The 15,287-nt window shown below is 63.9% G+C and carries 13 protein-coding genes; 7 read left to right on the forward strand and 6 right to left on the reverse strand.

Annotated features, from left to right (window positions below; all coding sequences use genetic code 11):
• Positions 1 to 109: 109 nt before the first annotated feature.
• Together HNP49_RS07435 and HNP49_RS07440 are read left to right on the forward strand one after the other, a co-directional pair.
• Positions 110 to 2,650: a penicillin acylase family protein gene (locus HNP49_RS07435; RefSeq protein ID WP_184681955.1), complete on the forward strand. Its 2,541-nt coding sequence runs from the start codon at positions 110 to 112 to the stop codon at positions 2,648 to 2,650.
• A 162-nt stretch (positions 2,651 to 2,812) separates the two neighbouring features.
• Positions 2,813 to 4,021: a GGDEF domain-containing protein gene (locus HNP49_RS07440; protein WP_184681957.1), complete on the forward strand. Its 1,209-nt coding sequence runs from the start codon at positions 2,813 to 2,815 to the stop codon at positions 4,019 to 4,021.
• 9 nt (positions 4,022 to 4,030) lie between these two features.
• On the opposite strand, the gene HNP49_RS07445 is transcribed toward HNP49_RS07440, so the two are convergent.
• Together HNP49_RS07445 and HNP49_RS07450 are read right to left on the reverse strand one after the other, a co-directional pair.
• Positions 4,031 to 5,317, reverse strand: coding sequence for a phospholipase (locus HNP49_RS07445; protein ID WP_184681959.1), 1,287 nt, complete (start codon positions 5,315 to 5,317; stop codon positions 4,031 to 4,033).
• 123 nt (positions 5,318 to 5,440) lie between these two features.
• Positions 5,441 to 6,166 carry an ABC transporter substrate-binding protein gene (locus HNP49_RS07450; protein ID WP_184681961.1) on the reverse strand — a complete coding sequence of 242 codons (726 nt, stop codon included), beginning with the start codon at positions 6,164 to 6,166 and terminating at the stop codon, positions 5,441 to 5,443.
• A gap of 109 nt (positions 6,167 to 6,275) precedes the next feature.
• Between HNP49_RS07450 and HNP49_RS07455 the strand changes: the two genes are divergently transcribed.
• Positions 6,276 to 7,256: a zinc-dependent alcohol dehydrogenase family protein gene (locus HNP49_RS07455; protein ID WP_184681963.1), complete on the forward strand. Its 981-nt coding sequence runs from the start codon at positions 6,276 to 6,278 to the stop codon at positions 7,254 to 7,256.
• Positions 7,257 to 7,327: 71 nt separating this feature from the next.
• On the opposite strand, the gene HNP49_RS07460 is transcribed toward HNP49_RS07455, so the two are convergent.
• A complete protein-coding gene (locus HNP49_RS07460; RefSeq protein ID WP_184681965.1) occupies positions 7,328 to 8,683 on the reverse strand; it encodes a DEAD/DEAH box helicase in 1,356 nt (451 codons plus the stop codon).
• 134 nt (positions 8,684 to 8,817) lie between these two features.
• On the opposite strand from HNP49_RS07460, the gene HNP49_RS07465 reads away from it, so the two are divergent.
• Both HNP49_RS07465 and HNP49_RS07470 read left to right on the forward strand, forming a co-directional pair.
• Positions 8,818 to 9,303, forward strand: coding sequence for an anti-virulence regulator CigR family protein (locus HNP49_RS07465; protein WP_184681967.1), 486 nt, complete (start codon positions 8,818 to 8,820; stop codon positions 9,301 to 9,303).
• 52 nt (positions 9,304 to 9,355) lie between these two features.
• Positions 9,356 to 11,131: a GspE/PulE family protein gene (locus HNP49_RS07470; protein ID WP_184681969.1), complete on the forward strand. Its 1,776-nt coding sequence runs from the start codon at positions 9,356 to 9,358 to the stop codon at positions 11,129 to 11,131.
• Between the two features lie 252 nt (positions 11,132 to 11,383).
• On the opposite strand, the gene rarD is transcribed toward HNP49_RS07470, so the two are convergent.
• The 3 genes from rarD to HNP49_RS07485 form a co-directional block, all read right to left on the reverse strand.
• On the reverse strand, positions 11,384 to 12,283 hold the full coding sequence (rarD, locus tag HNP49_RS07475; protein ID WP_184681971.1) for an EamA family transporter RarD: 900 nt from the start codon (positions 12,281 to 12,283) through the stop codon (positions 11,384 to 11,386).
• Positions 12,284 to 12,445: 162 nt separating this feature from the next.
• Positions 12,446 to 13,045 carry an FMN-dependent NADH-azoreductase gene (locus HNP49_RS07480; RefSeq protein ID WP_184681973.1) on the reverse strand — a complete coding sequence of 200 codons (600 nt, stop codon included), beginning with the start codon at positions 13,043 to 13,045 and terminating at the stop codon, positions 12,446 to 12,448.
• A 112-nt stretch (positions 13,046 to 13,157) separates the two neighbouring features.
• Complete coding sequence (locus HNP49_RS07485) at positions 13,158 to 13,481, reverse strand: 3-phosphoglycerate kinase (RefSeq protein ID WP_184681975.1); 324 nt, start codon at positions 13,479 to 13,481, stop codon at positions 13,158 to 13,160.
• A gap of 74 nt (positions 13,482 to 13,555) precedes the next feature.
• Between HNP49_RS07485 and HNP49_RS07490 the strand changes: the two genes are divergently transcribed.
• Together HNP49_RS07490 and HNP49_RS07495 are read left to right on the forward strand one after the other, a co-directional pair.
• The gene (locus HNP49_RS07490; RefSeq protein ID WP_184681977.1) at positions 13,556 to 14,476 is read left to right on the forward strand and encodes a LysR family transcriptional regulator; all 921 of its coding nucleotides are present in this window, start codon (positions 13,556 to 13,558) and stop codon (positions 14,474 to 14,476) included.
• Between the two features lie 9 nt (positions 14,477 to 14,485).
• Positions 14,486 to 15,280, forward strand: a complete 795-nt coding sequence (locus tag HNP49_RS07495) for an alpha/beta fold hydrolase (RefSeq protein ID WP_184681979.1) — start codon at positions 14,486 to 14,488, stop codon at positions 15,278 to 15,280.
• The last annotated feature ends 7 nt before the right edge of the window (positions 15,281 to 15,287 follow it).

Below are 15,287 nucleotides of genomic sequence, written 5' to 3' on the forward strand. Positions count from 1 at the left end.
ATCCGAAGATGGGCCCTGCTCTTGCCTGACCTCCTTGCAGCGCCCGGCCAGCCTCACTAAGGTAGCCACAACCTCTTCCGCCCCACTTTCCATGCCCCAGGAGCCCGTGATGGCTTTGCGCCTGATCTCCCGTCCTTTTGCCCTCACCGCCACCAGCGCCCTGCTGGTCAGCATGCTCGGCATCAGTGGCTGTCAGTCTTTCCTCAACGGCCGTTATGCCAGCAGCCTGCATCCGGATCGCGGCAGCGTGGCGGTCAAGGGACTGGCGCAGAACGTCAGCATTCGCCGTAACGAACTTGGCATGCCGCTGATCGAAGCCAGCAACTTCCACGACACTCTGTTTGCCATCGGTTACGTGCACGCCAGTGACCGCCTCAGCCAGATGGTCGGCATGCGCCTGATGGCCGAGGGGCGTCTGGCCGAGATGGCGGGGGCCGGGGCAGTGGATATCGACCGTTTCATGCGCGCGGTCAACCTGAAGAAAAGTGCCGAGGTGCTCTATCGCAATGCCTCACCGCAGCTGAAGAAGTTCTTCGAGGTCTATGCCCGCGGGGTCAACGCCTACCTGTACCGCTACCAGGACAAACTGCCGATGGACCTGGCCGAGTCCGGTTACCGGCCGGCCTACTGGAAGCCACAGGATTCGGTGCTGATCTTCTGCCTGCTCAACTTCGGCCTGGCGGTGAATCTGCAGGAGGAAATCGCCTCGCTGGTTCTGGCGCAGAAAGTCGGTGCTGAGAAACTCGCCTGGCTCAGCCCGATCTACCCGGACGAACCCTTGCCCTTCGATGAGGCCGAGAAACTCAAGGGCCTGAGCCTGACAGGCCAACTGCAGGGCCTCAGCCAGATCGGTCAGGCCAGCCAGCAGATCGCCGCGCTCAACATGCTCGGCGTGGCCGCATCGAACAACTGGGCGATCGCGCCACAGCAGGCGCGTTACGGTAAAAGTCTGCTGGCCAACGACACGCACCTGCCGATTGCGATGCCCTCGGTGTGGAACTTCATCCACGTCCGCTCGCCGCGCTACCAGGCCGCCGGCGTCTCGGTCGCCGGCGTGCCTGCAGTGGTCGCCGGCTTCAACGGCAAGCTGGCCTGGGGCATGACCATGGTCATGGCCGACAACCAGGACCTGTTCCTCGAAAAAGTCCGCCGCGAAGGCAATCGCCTGCTGTATCTAGCCGATGGCAAGTGGCTGCCGGCCACCGCCCGCCAGGAGACCTTCTTCATCAAGGGCCAGCGACCGATCCGCGAAACCCTGTTCGAAACCCGCCACGGCCCGCTGCTCAACAGCGTGCTCGGCGAGCGCAAGCACATGCTGCAGCCGATGCAGCTGCAGAGCGGTCTGGGTATCGCCCTGCAGACCACCCAGTTCGACGCCGACCAGTCGCTGGATGCCTTCTTCAAGCTGTCCCGCGCCCAGTCGGTGGATGAAGCGCATGAGTCGACCCGGGCCATCCGCGCCATGGGCCTGAACATGGTCTATGCCGATGCCCAGCACATCGCCTGGCAGGTGACCGGGCGCTACCCGAACCGCCGCGCCGGTCGCGGCCTGCTGCCCTCCCCCGGCTGGGACAGCCGCTACGACTGGGACGGCTACGCCGATCCGATGCTCCATCCGTACGATCAGGACCCGGCGCAAGGCTGGCTGGGTACAGCCAACCACCGTACCGCCCCCAGCGGTTATGGCGTGCAACTGTCCAATTCCTGGTACTACCCCGAGCGTGCCGAACGCATCGCGCAAATGGCCGGCAATGGCAAGCAGGACCAGAAAAGCATGATTGCCATGCAGTACGACCAGCAGTCGCCGTTCGTGCCCAAACTCCAGGCCGTGCTTAAGGATCCGGCCATGCAACCGGCCCTGCAGAGTGCGATCAGGTCCCTACCCGCCGCCGAGCGCCAGGACGCCGAACGCAGTCTGCAGAGCCTGCTGCGTTTCAACGGTCGCCTCACGGCCAGCTCAACTGACGCCGCGCTGTATGGCGCCTTCCTCCACGAAAGCGCACGGGCGATCTTCCAGGATGAACTCGGCGCTGATGGCACGCCGGCTTGGGAGGCGCTGGTGGAAACCGCCAACCTGTCCTACTCGGCGCAGGCCGATCACCTGCTCGGCCGGCTCGACAGCCCGTTCTGGGACGACCAGCGCACCGCCCAGAAGGAAGACAAGCCGGCGATCCTCGCCCGTAGCCTGGCCGCGGCCCAGGCTTATGCGCGCCAGGCCATGGGCAGCAATCCGGCCAGCTGGCAATGGGGCAAGCTGCACCAGTACACCTTTGCCACCGAAACGACGCAGATGGCGCCCTACATGAGTGCCAGCGAGCGCACCGGCATCAATGCCATCCGCGACTACCTGGACCGCGGTCCCTATGCCGCTGGCGGCGACCACAGCACGCTGAATGTGTCGGCCTACCACTGGGGCAAGGACTTCGATACCTGGCTGATTCCGGCCATGCGCATCGTTGTCGACTTCAGCCGAGAGGAACCGCTGATTGGCCTGAACAGCACCGGCCAGTCCGGCAACCCGGCCAGCCCGCACTACGCCGACGGCATCGACGCCTGGCTCAAGGGCCAGTATATGAGCTTCCCGTTCCAGTCGAAGAACCTCGAACGCGCCTACGGCAACACCCGCCTGACCCTTACGCCGGGGCGCTGACGACCACTCGTCGCCTGGCGCTGAACTTACTGCCGCCGGGTGACTCAGAGTTAACGGACTTACTCCATATCTTCAGGGCGCTCTCGGGCGCCCTTTCTTTTGCCCGTCATTGTCCGCCGTTGTGAGCTAGCGTTTTAAGGCACACCCGGCGGATTGGCTCTCTTGCGCAAACCACTGCTTACCCGACTGCTCAAGCTGCGCGAACTCGACAGAGTCTGGTGCGCACGCGTGCAACAGGAAAATCTCAAGCGCCTGTACTTTCTCGCGCTGTTCGGAGTATTCCTCAGCCTCAGCCAGATTTGCCTGTTCTGGTTGCTGGATGCCACTGGCTCAGCCGCCGAAGCGCGCTGGCGCGAAATATCCCTGCTGGTGCACCCAGTCATCCTGCTGCTATCACTGCTGATCGGCGGGCTGACCCTGCGTCTGCGCCGCCAGGACAATCCGAGCGCCGCAGTCGAGCGGCTGAGTACCCTCACGGCAACCCTGATACTGGCCATTGGCCTGATGCTGACGGCCTTCGACCAACTGGTGATCCAGGGTGTAACGCCACTGGTTGCCGCTTGCAGCGTCACCGCCCTGCTGCTTTACCTGCGGCCGTTCACCGCCCTGATCCTGTTCAGCGCGGCGCTGATCATCGGGCTGCTGATCATCGACCAGCTGTCGAACAGCCCGGCACTCAAGCTCAGCAGCACCATGAACAGCCTCACTGCCTGCGCCAGCGGCCTGCTGGTATCGTGGATTCTGTACCGCAACTTTCTGCGCGAGCAGCAGCTGCGCAAGGTACTGCTGCGCCAGCGCGAGATTCTCAAGGCGCGTACCCGCCAGCTGCAGTTTCAGGCCAGCCACGACACTCTCACTGGCCTGTTCAACCGCCGCGAGTTTGAACGTCTGACCGAGAGCGAGCTGTCGCGGGTCAACCGGCACCCTGCCCCTCTCAGCCTGCTGATGCTCGATCTTGACCACTTCAAGGCGATCAACGACAACTTCGGCCATCCCGCCGGAGATGCGGTGATTCGCCATGTCGCCCGCCTGCTCGGCGAACACACCCGCAACTGCGACACCATCGGCCGCCTGGGTGGGGAGGAGTTCATCATCCTGCTGCCGGAAACCGACCTGCCACAGGCGCAACAGACGGCCGAGAAACTGCGCGGACTGATCGAGCACAGCTCCATCGATATCGACAATGGCCGCCTGCAGATTACCGCCAGCATTGGCCTGGCATGCCTGGCACCGGGCTGCCAAACTCACCTGACTCCGTTATACCAAGCCGCCGACCAGGCCCTGTACCGGGCCAAGCGCGGCGGCCGCAACCGGGTCGAACACTTCTATTTCACGCCCGGCCTCGATACGGTGCCGGCCGAAGCGCCTTGAGCGCCGCGCTTAACGTGGCGCGGTAGCGCGAACGGCATTGCGCGTGTGCGCGCCAAAATGGCCGATCAGCTCGATGATCAGCTGCTGCAGCTGCGCATCAGGCCTGGCCGCGGTCAGCTGGTTACCCTGACGAAAATCCCCGACGGCCGGCTGCTGCTCCAGCCACTGGCCGATCAGCCCGTCGAACTGATCGGCACGCTGGTGCGACTCCAGGGCCACGGTGTCACGCAGGTAGCGATAATCGAACGGTGGATAGCGGCCATCATTGGCTGCCTCGGCATAGGCCTTGAGCAACGAGCGCTGGCTATCGCCGCTGGCCATCTCACCGCGCAGCCACTGCAGCTGATATTTCTCCACCTCGGTATGGCGCGTGGCCACGCGCGCCATGGCCGCCTGCTTGTCCGCCGGGAAACCGCCGAGCGCCTTGGCTGCCGTCCACAACAGGCCCGTCGTGGTTGAGCCCGGCAGCACGCTGGCGTGATAGGGCTGAGTCATATCTTGGATGTAATGCAGCCCCCAGCCGAGGAACCGGTAGCCCCAGTACGGATGCCCCCGTTCGAAGGCAAAGCGAGCCAGACCGATGTACTGATAGGAACGCCACTGCGGATAGGTGCGGCGCAGGAAAGGCCCCGCGGCGAACACCAGCGGATCCTCGTGGTAGTAGCCGATATGAAACGGCGCCTGCGAGGAATACTCGAAGCGCGCGTCGCCGAACGGCTGCGTCCCGAAGTTGTAGCGCGCCCCTGCCGTGCCCGGGTTATCACTGAACAGATTGATATCATGGCCGTAGTCCGGCTCGTCTGCGGCACTGCTGAGCACCGCCAGCGGGCTGAGCAACTCGCCCTCGCCAACCTTGAAGAAACGCCATTCGCTCCACAGGCTGAGTTTGCGATACACCGTCACCGCACCGGCATCCAGACGCTCACGCTGCCCCGGCGCAACGCCGGGAACGGCCTGAATGAACAATGCCAGGCGGGTTTCCGGGTTGATCCGCAAGGCCTGCAGGAAAGCACTACGGCGATCGGCAGCACCGGCCTGCCAGCGCAGCTCATCGGGGCGCGATGGGTACTCCTCGAACTGCGCGCGGGCAAAGCGTTCCTGCTCGTCCAGCAGCACCCGTAGGCCTTCTTCCTCAGCCTCGAGGAAACGCTCCAGAGACTCGACCCGCAGGGTTTCTGCGGCCATCCCCTGCAGGGGCGCCAGCGCCAAGCTGCTACCCAGCGAATGATTGGACCAAGCCTGCACCTGCAAGGGCAGCAGCAAGAGCACAGAGAAGCAGGCAGACAGCAGTTTCATCACAGACTCCAGGCAGACATCCGGCCACGACCACAACAACGGCCACTCTAGCCTTGCAGCCTACCAGTCATGCTCCGCCGGAACATTGTCCACTCCGGCCATTGCCACTCACCAATCACGCCGTCACTGCGGCAGATAGCGCAGCCGGATGCGCTGATCCTCGCCGCGCTGCTGCACCCGCAGCAACGCCTGATCGAAGCGGTCCCGCTGTTCGGCACGGATAAAGCCGACCTGATAGGGCGTAGGCGGGAAGATGGCGAACCAGTCCACCGCCTGGGTGGTATCGACCTGATCGGCAACCTCGCGACTGAGGTACTCGAAGATATTGCGCTCGGCCACCACCAGATCGGTGCGACCACTGAACAGCAGGCGGTTGCGCCCAAGCTGCTGGGCCTCCTCGTGGTAGCGCGGGTTGTTCTCGGCCATCTGCTGGAATTCCGGCCCAAGCAGATAACGGGCGCGCTGGTAGGCACTGATCGAAAAGCTCGCAAGGTCGGCGACCTTGCGGATCGACAGATGCCGCGAAGCCAGGGCACCCACCATGTTCTGGTAATGAATATAGGGCTGCGAGTAGAAGGCCTTGACCCCGCTGCGCTCATTGGTCGTGGTGATGGCATCGATCTCGCCCCGCGCCAGCAGCAGGTGCAGACGCTCCTGCGGGGCATACACTGGATCGATCTGCCAGCCCGCCTCGCTGACCGCCGCGGCGACGATTTCGTACTCGATACCGCGCTGCAGGCCCTCGAAGATATAGGGAGGCTTGTGCAGGCCGAAGCCAACACGCAACAGCTCCGCACCCCAGCTCACTTGCAGGCTTGCGCACCACACCAGCAGCCAGCACCACCGCATAGACACTGCCCCCGTCATCACTGCGCCGTATAGTCGGCAATAGCGCTGCCACCGGCAGCATCAGTCTAGACTGATGCCTCCCGTGCAACCCAGTTTGTGGAGCCCCATCATGTTGAAAGCCGAATACCAGCAACGCGGCCCGGTGCCGCAGGACGTCATCGCCGCCGTGCCCTTCGACCTGCCGGAACTCGGCGCCGGCGAAGCCCGGGTAAAAGTGCTGGCGGCACCCATCAACCCCTCCGACGTCCTCACCCTGACCGGTGAATACGGCATGCTGCCGCCGCTGCCGGCCATTGGCGGCAACGAAGGTGTCGGCCGCGTGGAGGCGGTAGCCGCCGACGTCGAGGGCCTCAAGCCCGGCCAGATGGTGCTGCTGCCGGTCGGTTGCGGCACCTGGCGCAGCCACCTGCAAGTCAAGGCCAAGCAACTGATCGCACTGCCGGAGGCCGACCCGCTGCAACTGGCCATGCTCACGGTCAACCCGCCGACCGCCTACCTGATGCTGCGTGAGTTCGTCGACCTCAAACCTGGCGACTGGGTCATCCAGAACGCCGCCAACTCCGGGGTCGGCAGCTATCTGATTCAGCTTGCGAAAATCCGCGGCCTGAAGACGGTCAACGTGGTCCGCCGCGAGTCGGCCATCGACACCGTCAACGCCGAAGGCGGCGATGTGGTATTGGTCGACGGCCGCGACCTGCACAAGCGTGTGCGCGAGGCCACGGGTGGCGCGGCCATCAAGCTGGGCATCGACGCCGTGGCCGGGCAGTCCACCGATCATCTGGCCCAGTGCCTGGCCGAGGAAGGCGTGCTGGTCAACTACGGCCGCATGAGCGGCGAGCCGTGCCAGGTCACGCCCAGCTCGTTCGTCTTCCGCGACGTTACCCTGCGCGGCTTCTGGCTGGCCAAATGGTTCCAGAAGGCCAGCCAGGCCGAGCAGATGCAGGTGTTCGGCGAGCTGATCGGACTGATCGCCCAAGGCAAGCTGAAGACCCGCATCGGCGCCACCTACGACGTCAGCGAGATCCAGCAGGCGGTGGCCGCCGCAGCGGCCGGCGAACGCGACGGCAAGATCCTCGTCGTGCCCAAGTGAGTGTGACTGCGGCATGAAAAAGGGCGCCCCAAGGCGCCCTTTTTGTTTCCCGGAGTTTTCCCCCGAAATGCTTACTCGGCAGCTGGCGCCGCCGGCTTGCGCCGCTTCAGCGGAGCGGTACCGTCGGTATTGCCAACCAGACTCGGGCCGGAAGACTTGGCCTTGTCGGCGCTCGGCTTGCGCCGCGCCGGGGCTTTGCTTGCGGTCTTCTTGCCATCTTTCTTGTCGGTCTTTTTCTTCTTCACACCAGCCGCCTTGCCCGAGGCCTTGAGCTTCTTCGGCCCCTGGTAGTGAGCTTTCAGGCCCTGGATGTTGCGCCGCTCGAAACGCTGCTTGAGATAGCGCTCGATGCTCGACATCAGGTTCCAGTCGCCATGGCAGATCAGCGAGATGGCCAGCCCCTCGGCGCCGGCGCGGCCGGTACGGCCGATACGGTGCACATACTCGTCACCCGAGCGCGGCAGGTCGAAGTTGATCACCAGATCCAGTCCTTCGACATCCAAACCACGAGCCGCCACATCAGTGGCCACCAGGATCTTGGCGCCGCCCTGCTTCATGCGCTCGATGGCCTGCTTGCGCTCCTTGTGGTCCTTGTCGCCGTGCAGGATGAACACCTTGTGCTGGCTGGCTACCAGATGGCCATAGAGGCGGTCGGCCTGGGCGCGGGTGTTGGTGAAGATGATCGCCTTCTGGTAGGTCTCATTGGCCAGCAACCACTCGACCAGACGCTCCTTGTGGGCATTGTCGTCGGCGGTGATGACCTGCTGGCGAGTGCCCTCGTTGAGCTCGCTGACCCGGTTGATCTGCAGGTGCAGCGGCTCGCGCAGCACGCTGGCGACCATCTCGCGCAGACCGCTGCCACCGTTAGTTGCGGAGAACAGCATGGTCTGCTGGCGCTGCGCACACTCGTCAGCCAGACGTTTGACGTCTTCGGCAAAGCCCATGTCGAGCATGCGGTCGGCCTCGTCCAGCACCAGCACCTCGACCTGATTGAGCTTGAGATGACCGGCATTGAGGTGTTCGAGCAGGCGGCCCGGGGTGGCAATCAGCACATCCGGGCATTTGCGCAGCAGAGCAGCCTGCACCTTGAAGTCCTCGCCACCGGTGATCAGACCGGACTTGATAAAGGTGAACTGGGAGAACCGCTCGACTTCCTTGAGCGTCTGCTGGGCCAGCTCGCGGGTCGGCAGCAGGATCAGCGAACGCACATCGCTGCGCGCCTGTGAGGCGCCGTCGCCGAGCAGGCGGTTGAGCAGCGGCAACACGAAGGCCGCGGTCTTGCCACTGCCGGTCTGCGCCGTCACCTGCAGGTCACGGCCCTCCAGGGCCGGCGGAATCGCCGTCAGCTGCACAGGCGTGGGCTCGATGAATTTGAGCTCAGCCACGGCTTTGAGCAGGCGTTCATGCAGGGCAAATTGGGCAAACACGGCGGGCACCTCGGTGAAAAACGGGAAATCAGTTGCATAGGGTAACGGTTAGCGAGACAAATCGCCCCTTTTACTGCGCGCAGTTCGGCCTAAACTGGCAATTGTCTGTTACCGACCATTGCCCGGAGGCAAGCATGTCACTCCCCCGCATTTTCCTGCTTGGCGCCAGTGCGCTGGTCCTGAGCCTGTCGCTGCAGGCCGCCCCGAACAACGACAAGGGCCAAGGCCAGGGCAACAAGGGTCAGCAGCACAGCCAGAAACAGAACGGCCAGGGCTCATCGAACAAGCCTGCGCAATACCACGACGACGGTGGCAAGCAGAGCCAGAACCGCCAGCGCGATTACCGCAACGACTACGACGATGACCTCAGCGATATCGAGCGCATCCTGCGCGGCTACCAGAGCCCGACCCCGGCCAAGGCCCTGCCACCGGGCATCGCCAAGAACCTCGCGCGAGGCAAGCCGCTGCCGCCCGGTATCGCCAAGCAGATCGACCCGGCCCTGGCCCGTCAGTTGCCCTACTACCCAGGTTACGAGTGGCGCCAGTACGGCACCGATGCGGTACTGGTCGAGGTCGGCACCACGGTGGTACGCGAAGTCCTGCGCGACATCCTGCGCTGAAGCCGGGGCCCGGCCACAGGAGAAGAGCATTGACCTGTAGCAGTTTGCCAGCATGAACCAGACGCCATACTGGCAGGACGAACTGCTGGGGAATCCGCCATCGATGAGCGTGCAACTGAAAAATAGCGGCGAGCTGCATGAGTGGCTGCGCCAGCATCACTGTGGCAGCGGCCGGCACGCCAGCCTGGGCGTACTGCTGCTGGAAAGCGGCGTGATCACCCCGACCCAGCTGGAGCGGGCGCTCAATCATCAGCATGAACACCCGGAAAAGGGCCGCCTCGGCCAGATCCTGCTGGAACTGAAGATGATCAGCCCCGAGCGGCTGGCATTGACCGTGGCCGAGCAACTGGGCATTCCCAGGATCAGCCTTGATGATTTCGACTTTGACCAGAGCTGCATCAGCCTGATTCCGGAAAGTCTTGCACGGCGCTACCTGGTTGTACCGCTGATGATCGACGGCGAGCGATTGGTTGTCGCCACCCCCGACCCGACCCACAGCGAGCTGCTGCACCTGCTCGGTTTTGTCACCGGCAAACCGGTGGAAGCGGTGATGGCCACCCCCGCCGCGGTCGAGGAAGCGGTCAACCACCTGTATGCCTGCGCCGTCGCCGAGCAGCTTCCGGAAAATGAAGTCGACGAACAGCCCATGAGCCTGCACAGGATCAAGCAGCTGGCCGAAGACAAACCCACCGTACGCTTTGTCGAAAACCTGCTGGAGGAGGCCATCAGCCGCCGTGCCTCGGACATTCACCTGCGCCCGGGTGAACACGAGGTCAGCGTACTGCTGCGCGTCGATGGCCTGCTGCAGGAAATCCGCCGGGTCAAGCGCGCCCACCTGGCCGCCATCGTCAGCCGTATCAAGATCATCGGCGGGATGAACATCGCCGAGCACCGTCTGCCTCAGGACGGCCGGCACATGGTGCACCTGAGTGACCGCACCATCGACCTGCGCCTGTCGATCATGCCCACCGTGCATGGCGAAAGCGTGGTCATCCGGATTCTCGATACCCAGCAGAGCATGAAAAGCCTCGATCAGATCGGTTTCAGCGAGCAGGACGTCTCGCGCTTCCGCAACCTGATCAGCCACAATCAGGGCATCCTGCTGGTGACCGGCCCCACGGGCTCGGGTAAGAGCACCACCCTCTACGCGGCCCTGAACACCATCAAGGCCAGTGGCGTGAACATCATCACCGTGGAAGACCCGGTGGAATACCAGATCGACGGTATCCGCCAAATTCAGGTCAAACCGGCGATCGGCTACACGTTTGCCCGCGCCCTGCGCCACATCCTGCGCCATGACCCGGACGTGATCATGGTCGGCGAGATCCGCGACCAGGAAACCGCCCTGATGGCCGCCGAAAGCGCCCTCACCGGCCACTTGGTGCTGTCCACCCTGCACACCAACAGCGCCGCGGCCACGGTGACCCGCCTGCTGGAAATCGGTATCGCCCCCTACCTGCTCAATGCCAGTCTGCTGGGCGTGCTGGCCCAGCGTCTGGTACGGCGCAACTGCCCGCACTGCCTGACCGAAGAGAAAGTACCCGAGCACGTCCGCAACGCGCTGGGGCTTGAGGCTGACGAACCGTTCTACGTCGGCCAAGGCTGCCCGCAGTGCCATGGTAAAGGCGTCTCAGGCCGGGTGGCTGCCTACGAACTGCTGGAAGTGACACCTGCCCTGCGGGCGATGATCGAGCCCTCGGTGGAGGCCCAGAAGATCGAGCAGCAGGCCATTGCCGACGGCATGCGCCCACTCACGCAAAGTGCCCTGCAACTGGCGCGCAACAAGCTGATCTCGCTGGCCGAGGTCTATCGCGTGCGCCTCGAATAGACCTGAGAACCTGTTTACGATCTGCTGCGCGTCGGCGATACGGCGTTAAAAACAGCCTCAGCAGGCCGCTTATGGCCAACGCACTTTAGTGCGGCCCCGAAGGGGCGAGCGTAGCGAGTTATGCTCATTTACCACTCGTAAACTCGGCTCTGGCTTCCTGCTTCGCTCTACCGCCTACATCCCTGTAGGCGTGCGCTTCTTCGGCTGTTTTTGCCTTGTCTCGCTCTAGCTCGCAAGACCCTAAACAGGTTCTCAACTGGTGCCGTAGCGCGCCTGCTTACGCAGCAGGCGCGCACTGTCCCAACCGGTAAACAGCACCGCCAGCCAGATCGGCAGATAGGTCAGCAGCTGTGCCGGGTCGAATTTCTCACCGAGAAACATCACCGAGGCGACAAACAGCAACACCGGCTCGACATAGCTGAGAATGCCGAACAACCCCAACGGCAACAGACGGCTGGCAGCCATCATGGCGCCGAACGCCAGCGCACTGAACAGCCCCAGCCCCGGTAACAGCCAGGCCAGCTGCGGCGCCTGCTGCAGCAGATCGGCCTGCCCCAGGAAAAGAATCAGGCCGATAGCCAGCGGCGCCAGCACCAGCATTTCCAGAATGAAGCCGGACAAGGCGTCCAGGCGCATCCAGCGACGCAGCATGAAATACGGCGGATAGCCCAGCGCGGAGACCAGGGTGACCCAGGAAAAGGCACCGGTCAGCCACAGCTCATGCACCACGCCCAGCAGGGCACAGCCCACCGCCACCTTCTGCAGCGGTCGCAGGCGCTCGCCATAAAACAGGCGGCCGACCAGCACCATGGCCAGCGGCAGGAGGAAATAGCCAAGCGAGACGTCCAGCATGTGTCCGGTCAGCGGCGCCCAGAGAAAGATGCCCCACTGCACCCCCATCATCGCCGCCGAGAGCGGCAGCGCCAGACACAGCAGCGGCTCATGCCGCAGGCGCCGGAAAGCGGCCAGCAGCACCGGCCACTGGCGCATCAGCAAGACCAGCAGAAGCACCGCCGGGATCGACCACAGCACGCGCTGGGCGAAAATCTGCACGGCATCCAGCGGCGCCAGCCAGCGCACATAGCCCGGCATCAGGGCAAACATGAACGATGAGGCCAGCGACAGCGCCACCCCTTGACCCGACAACTTCACAACAACCTCCGGCCACCCTCGGCCGGGCAGAATCCCAGCACAATGCGTGCAGTATTTTTAACACAGCAGACATAAAAAAGCCGGCCTGTTTACACAGACCGGCAGGCTCGGGGTTCTGCCCCCGACAGGGCGACCGGCGGAGCAGCCGGCCGCAGGAGAGAATCAGGCAACCTCGGCAATGGCCTGACGCGCAGTCGCCAGGCCGCGCTGCTGGAATTCATCACCCATGTTCAGGCCTTCGGCATGGATGAACTGCACGTCATGAATGCCGATAAAGGCCAGCGCCTGACGCAGATACGGCTCCTGATGATCCAGCGGACCGCCGGCATACACACCACCACGGGCCGTCAGGACGATGGCGCGCTTGCCACTGAGCAGCCCCTGCGGGCCGGTTTCGGTGTATTTGAAGGTCACCCCGGCGCGCAGCACATGGTCCAGCCAGGCTTTGAGGGTGCTGGGGATGCCGAAGTTGTACATGGGCGCAGCCAGCACCAGCACATCGGCGGCCAGCAGCTCCTCTGTCAGTTCGTTGGAACGGGCCAGGGCCGCCTGCTCGGCGGGGGTCTGCTCGGCAGCCGGTTTCATCCAGCCGCCCAGCAGGTCGGTATCCAGGTGCGGCAAAACCGTGCTGGCCAGATCACGCTGGATGATCTGATCGGCCGGATGGCTGGCCTGCCAGCGCTGGAGAAATTCGGCGGTGAGCTGGCGGGAAATCGAGCCCTGCTGACGGGCACTGCTTTCAACAACGAGAAGACGCGACATGGTGGGCTCCATCGGGGTGGTGTGTGTCGATGGGGCCCAGTTTGCTCAGCAGTTGATCGATAAAAAAGCGCAAAAATCCGCTTTAAAAGATCACCAAATTCGATTAATCATGTCACTTGCTGTCGGCGAGGTGGCAGGTCAGCTTGATCCGCAGGCGAATCACACTGCGTTTGAACTTGACCGTCAGATTGCTCTCGCCGCGGGCCGGCAGCACGGCCTTGCGCGTGCGCCCGGCTTCCGGACCGTTGCGAAACACCGCCGTGCACTGCGCCGCGCTGTCGCCGAGGTTGTAGAGCGCCAGGGCCGCCATGTCATGGTCGATCTCGATGGTCTGGTAGGACACTTCGGCACCGTTCATCTGCTTATCCACTTCAATGGGATAAGCCAGGGCAACACCAGGCAGCAGGCACAGCAGGGCAAGACAGACGGATTTCATCGGGCAGCTCCTTGAACGAGGGCGCCAGATTAAAAGTACTGGGGCGGCATTACCAGCGCCCATGGAGAAGCAAGATGAAGGCTCCCCGCGTAACGCTGGACCAGTGGCGTACCCTGCAGGCCGTGGTCGACCATGGCGGCTTTGCCCAGGCCGCCGAGGTGCTGCACCGCTCGCAGTCCTCGGTCAGCTATACCGTGGCGCGCATGCAGGAGCAGCTGGGGGTGCCGCTGCTGCGCATCGACGGGCGCAAGGCCGTGCTCACCGAGGCCGGTGAAGTGCTGCTGCGCCGCTCGCGGCCGCTGGTCAATCAGGCCAGCCAGCTGGAAGAGCTGGCCCTGCACATGGAACAGGGCTGGGAAGCCGAGGTGCGTCTGGTGGTGGATGCCGCCTACCCCACCGCGCGCCTGCTGCAGGCCCTGGCGGCGTTCATGCCGCAGAGCCGCGGCTGCCGCATCAAGCTGCGCGAGGAAGTGCTTTCCGGGGTCGAGGAAGTCCTGCTGGAAGGCTCTACCGATCTGGCCATCAGCAGCCTGTCGATTGCCGGCTACCTGGGCCGCGAACTGGAAGCCGTGGAATTTCTCCCGGTCGCCCACCACGACCACACCCTGCATCGCCTGCAACGCGAACTGACCTTTCAGGATCTGGAAACCCAGCTGCAGGTGGTGATCCGCGACAGCGGCCGCACCCAGCCACGGGATGTCGGCTGGCTTGGCGCCGAACAGCGCTGGACGGTCGGCAGCCTGGCCACGGCCGCCACCTTTGTCGCCAGCGGCCTGGGGTTCGCCTGGCTGCCACGTCACCTGATCGAGCGCGAGCTGCACGAGGGGCTGCTGAAAATCCTGCCCCTGCAGCAGGGTGCCATCCGCCACCCGCGGTTCTACCTGTATGCCAACAAGAGCAAACCGCTGGGCCCGGCCACTCAGATTCTGGTCGACCTCTTGACCACCTTCGACGCCGTACCGCTGAATGCAGCCTATGCCGCTCCCCAACCCTAAGGACAGCCCATGCCCTACTTCACGCACCAGGATTGCCAGCTGCACTACGAGGAATATGGCCAGGGCGAACCGCTGCTGCTGGTTCACGGCCTGGGTTCGAGCATCCGCGACTGGGAGTACCAGATTCCCGTACTGAGCCAGCACTACCGGGTGATTGCCCTGGATGTGCGCGGCCACGGCCACTCCGACAAGCCGCGCCAGCGCTACCGGATCGCTACCTTCGCCGCCGATGTCGCGGCGCTGATCGAGCACCTAGAGCTGAAGCAGGTGCATCTGGTCGGCATCAGCATGGGCGGCATGATCGGCTTCCAGCTCGGCGTCGACCGCCCGGAGCTGCTGCAGAGCCTGACCATCGTCAACAGCGGCCCCGAGGTCAAACCCCACTCGCTGCGCGACTGCGTGGAAATCGCCAAGCGCTGGCTGCTGTCACGCCTGCTCAGCCTCGACACCATCGCCAAGGCGCTGGGCAAACTGCTCTTCCCCAAACCGGAACAGGCCGAGCTGCGGCGCAAGATCGAACAGCGCTGGCCGGAGAACGACAAGCGCGCCTACCTCGCCAGCCTGGATGCCATCATCGGCTGGGGCGTGCGTGAGCACCTGGCACGCATCAACTGCCCGACCCTGGTGGTCACCGCCGACCGCGACTACACACCGGTCAGCCTCAAGGAAGCCTACGTGCGCGAACTGTCCGATGCCCGCCTGGTGGTAATCGAGGACTCGCGCCACGCCACGCCGCTGGACCAACCCGAACGATTCAACCAGACCCTGCTGGAGTTCATCCGCAGCCACGTCCAACCTGCCTAAGGAAAGC

This window comes from Pseudomonas fluvialis, from assembly GCF_014207935.1.
Taxonomy (GTDB): domain Bacteria; phylum Pseudomonadota; class Gammaproteobacteria; order Pseudomonadales; family Pseudomonadaceae; genus Aquipseudomonas; species Aquipseudomonas fluvialis_A.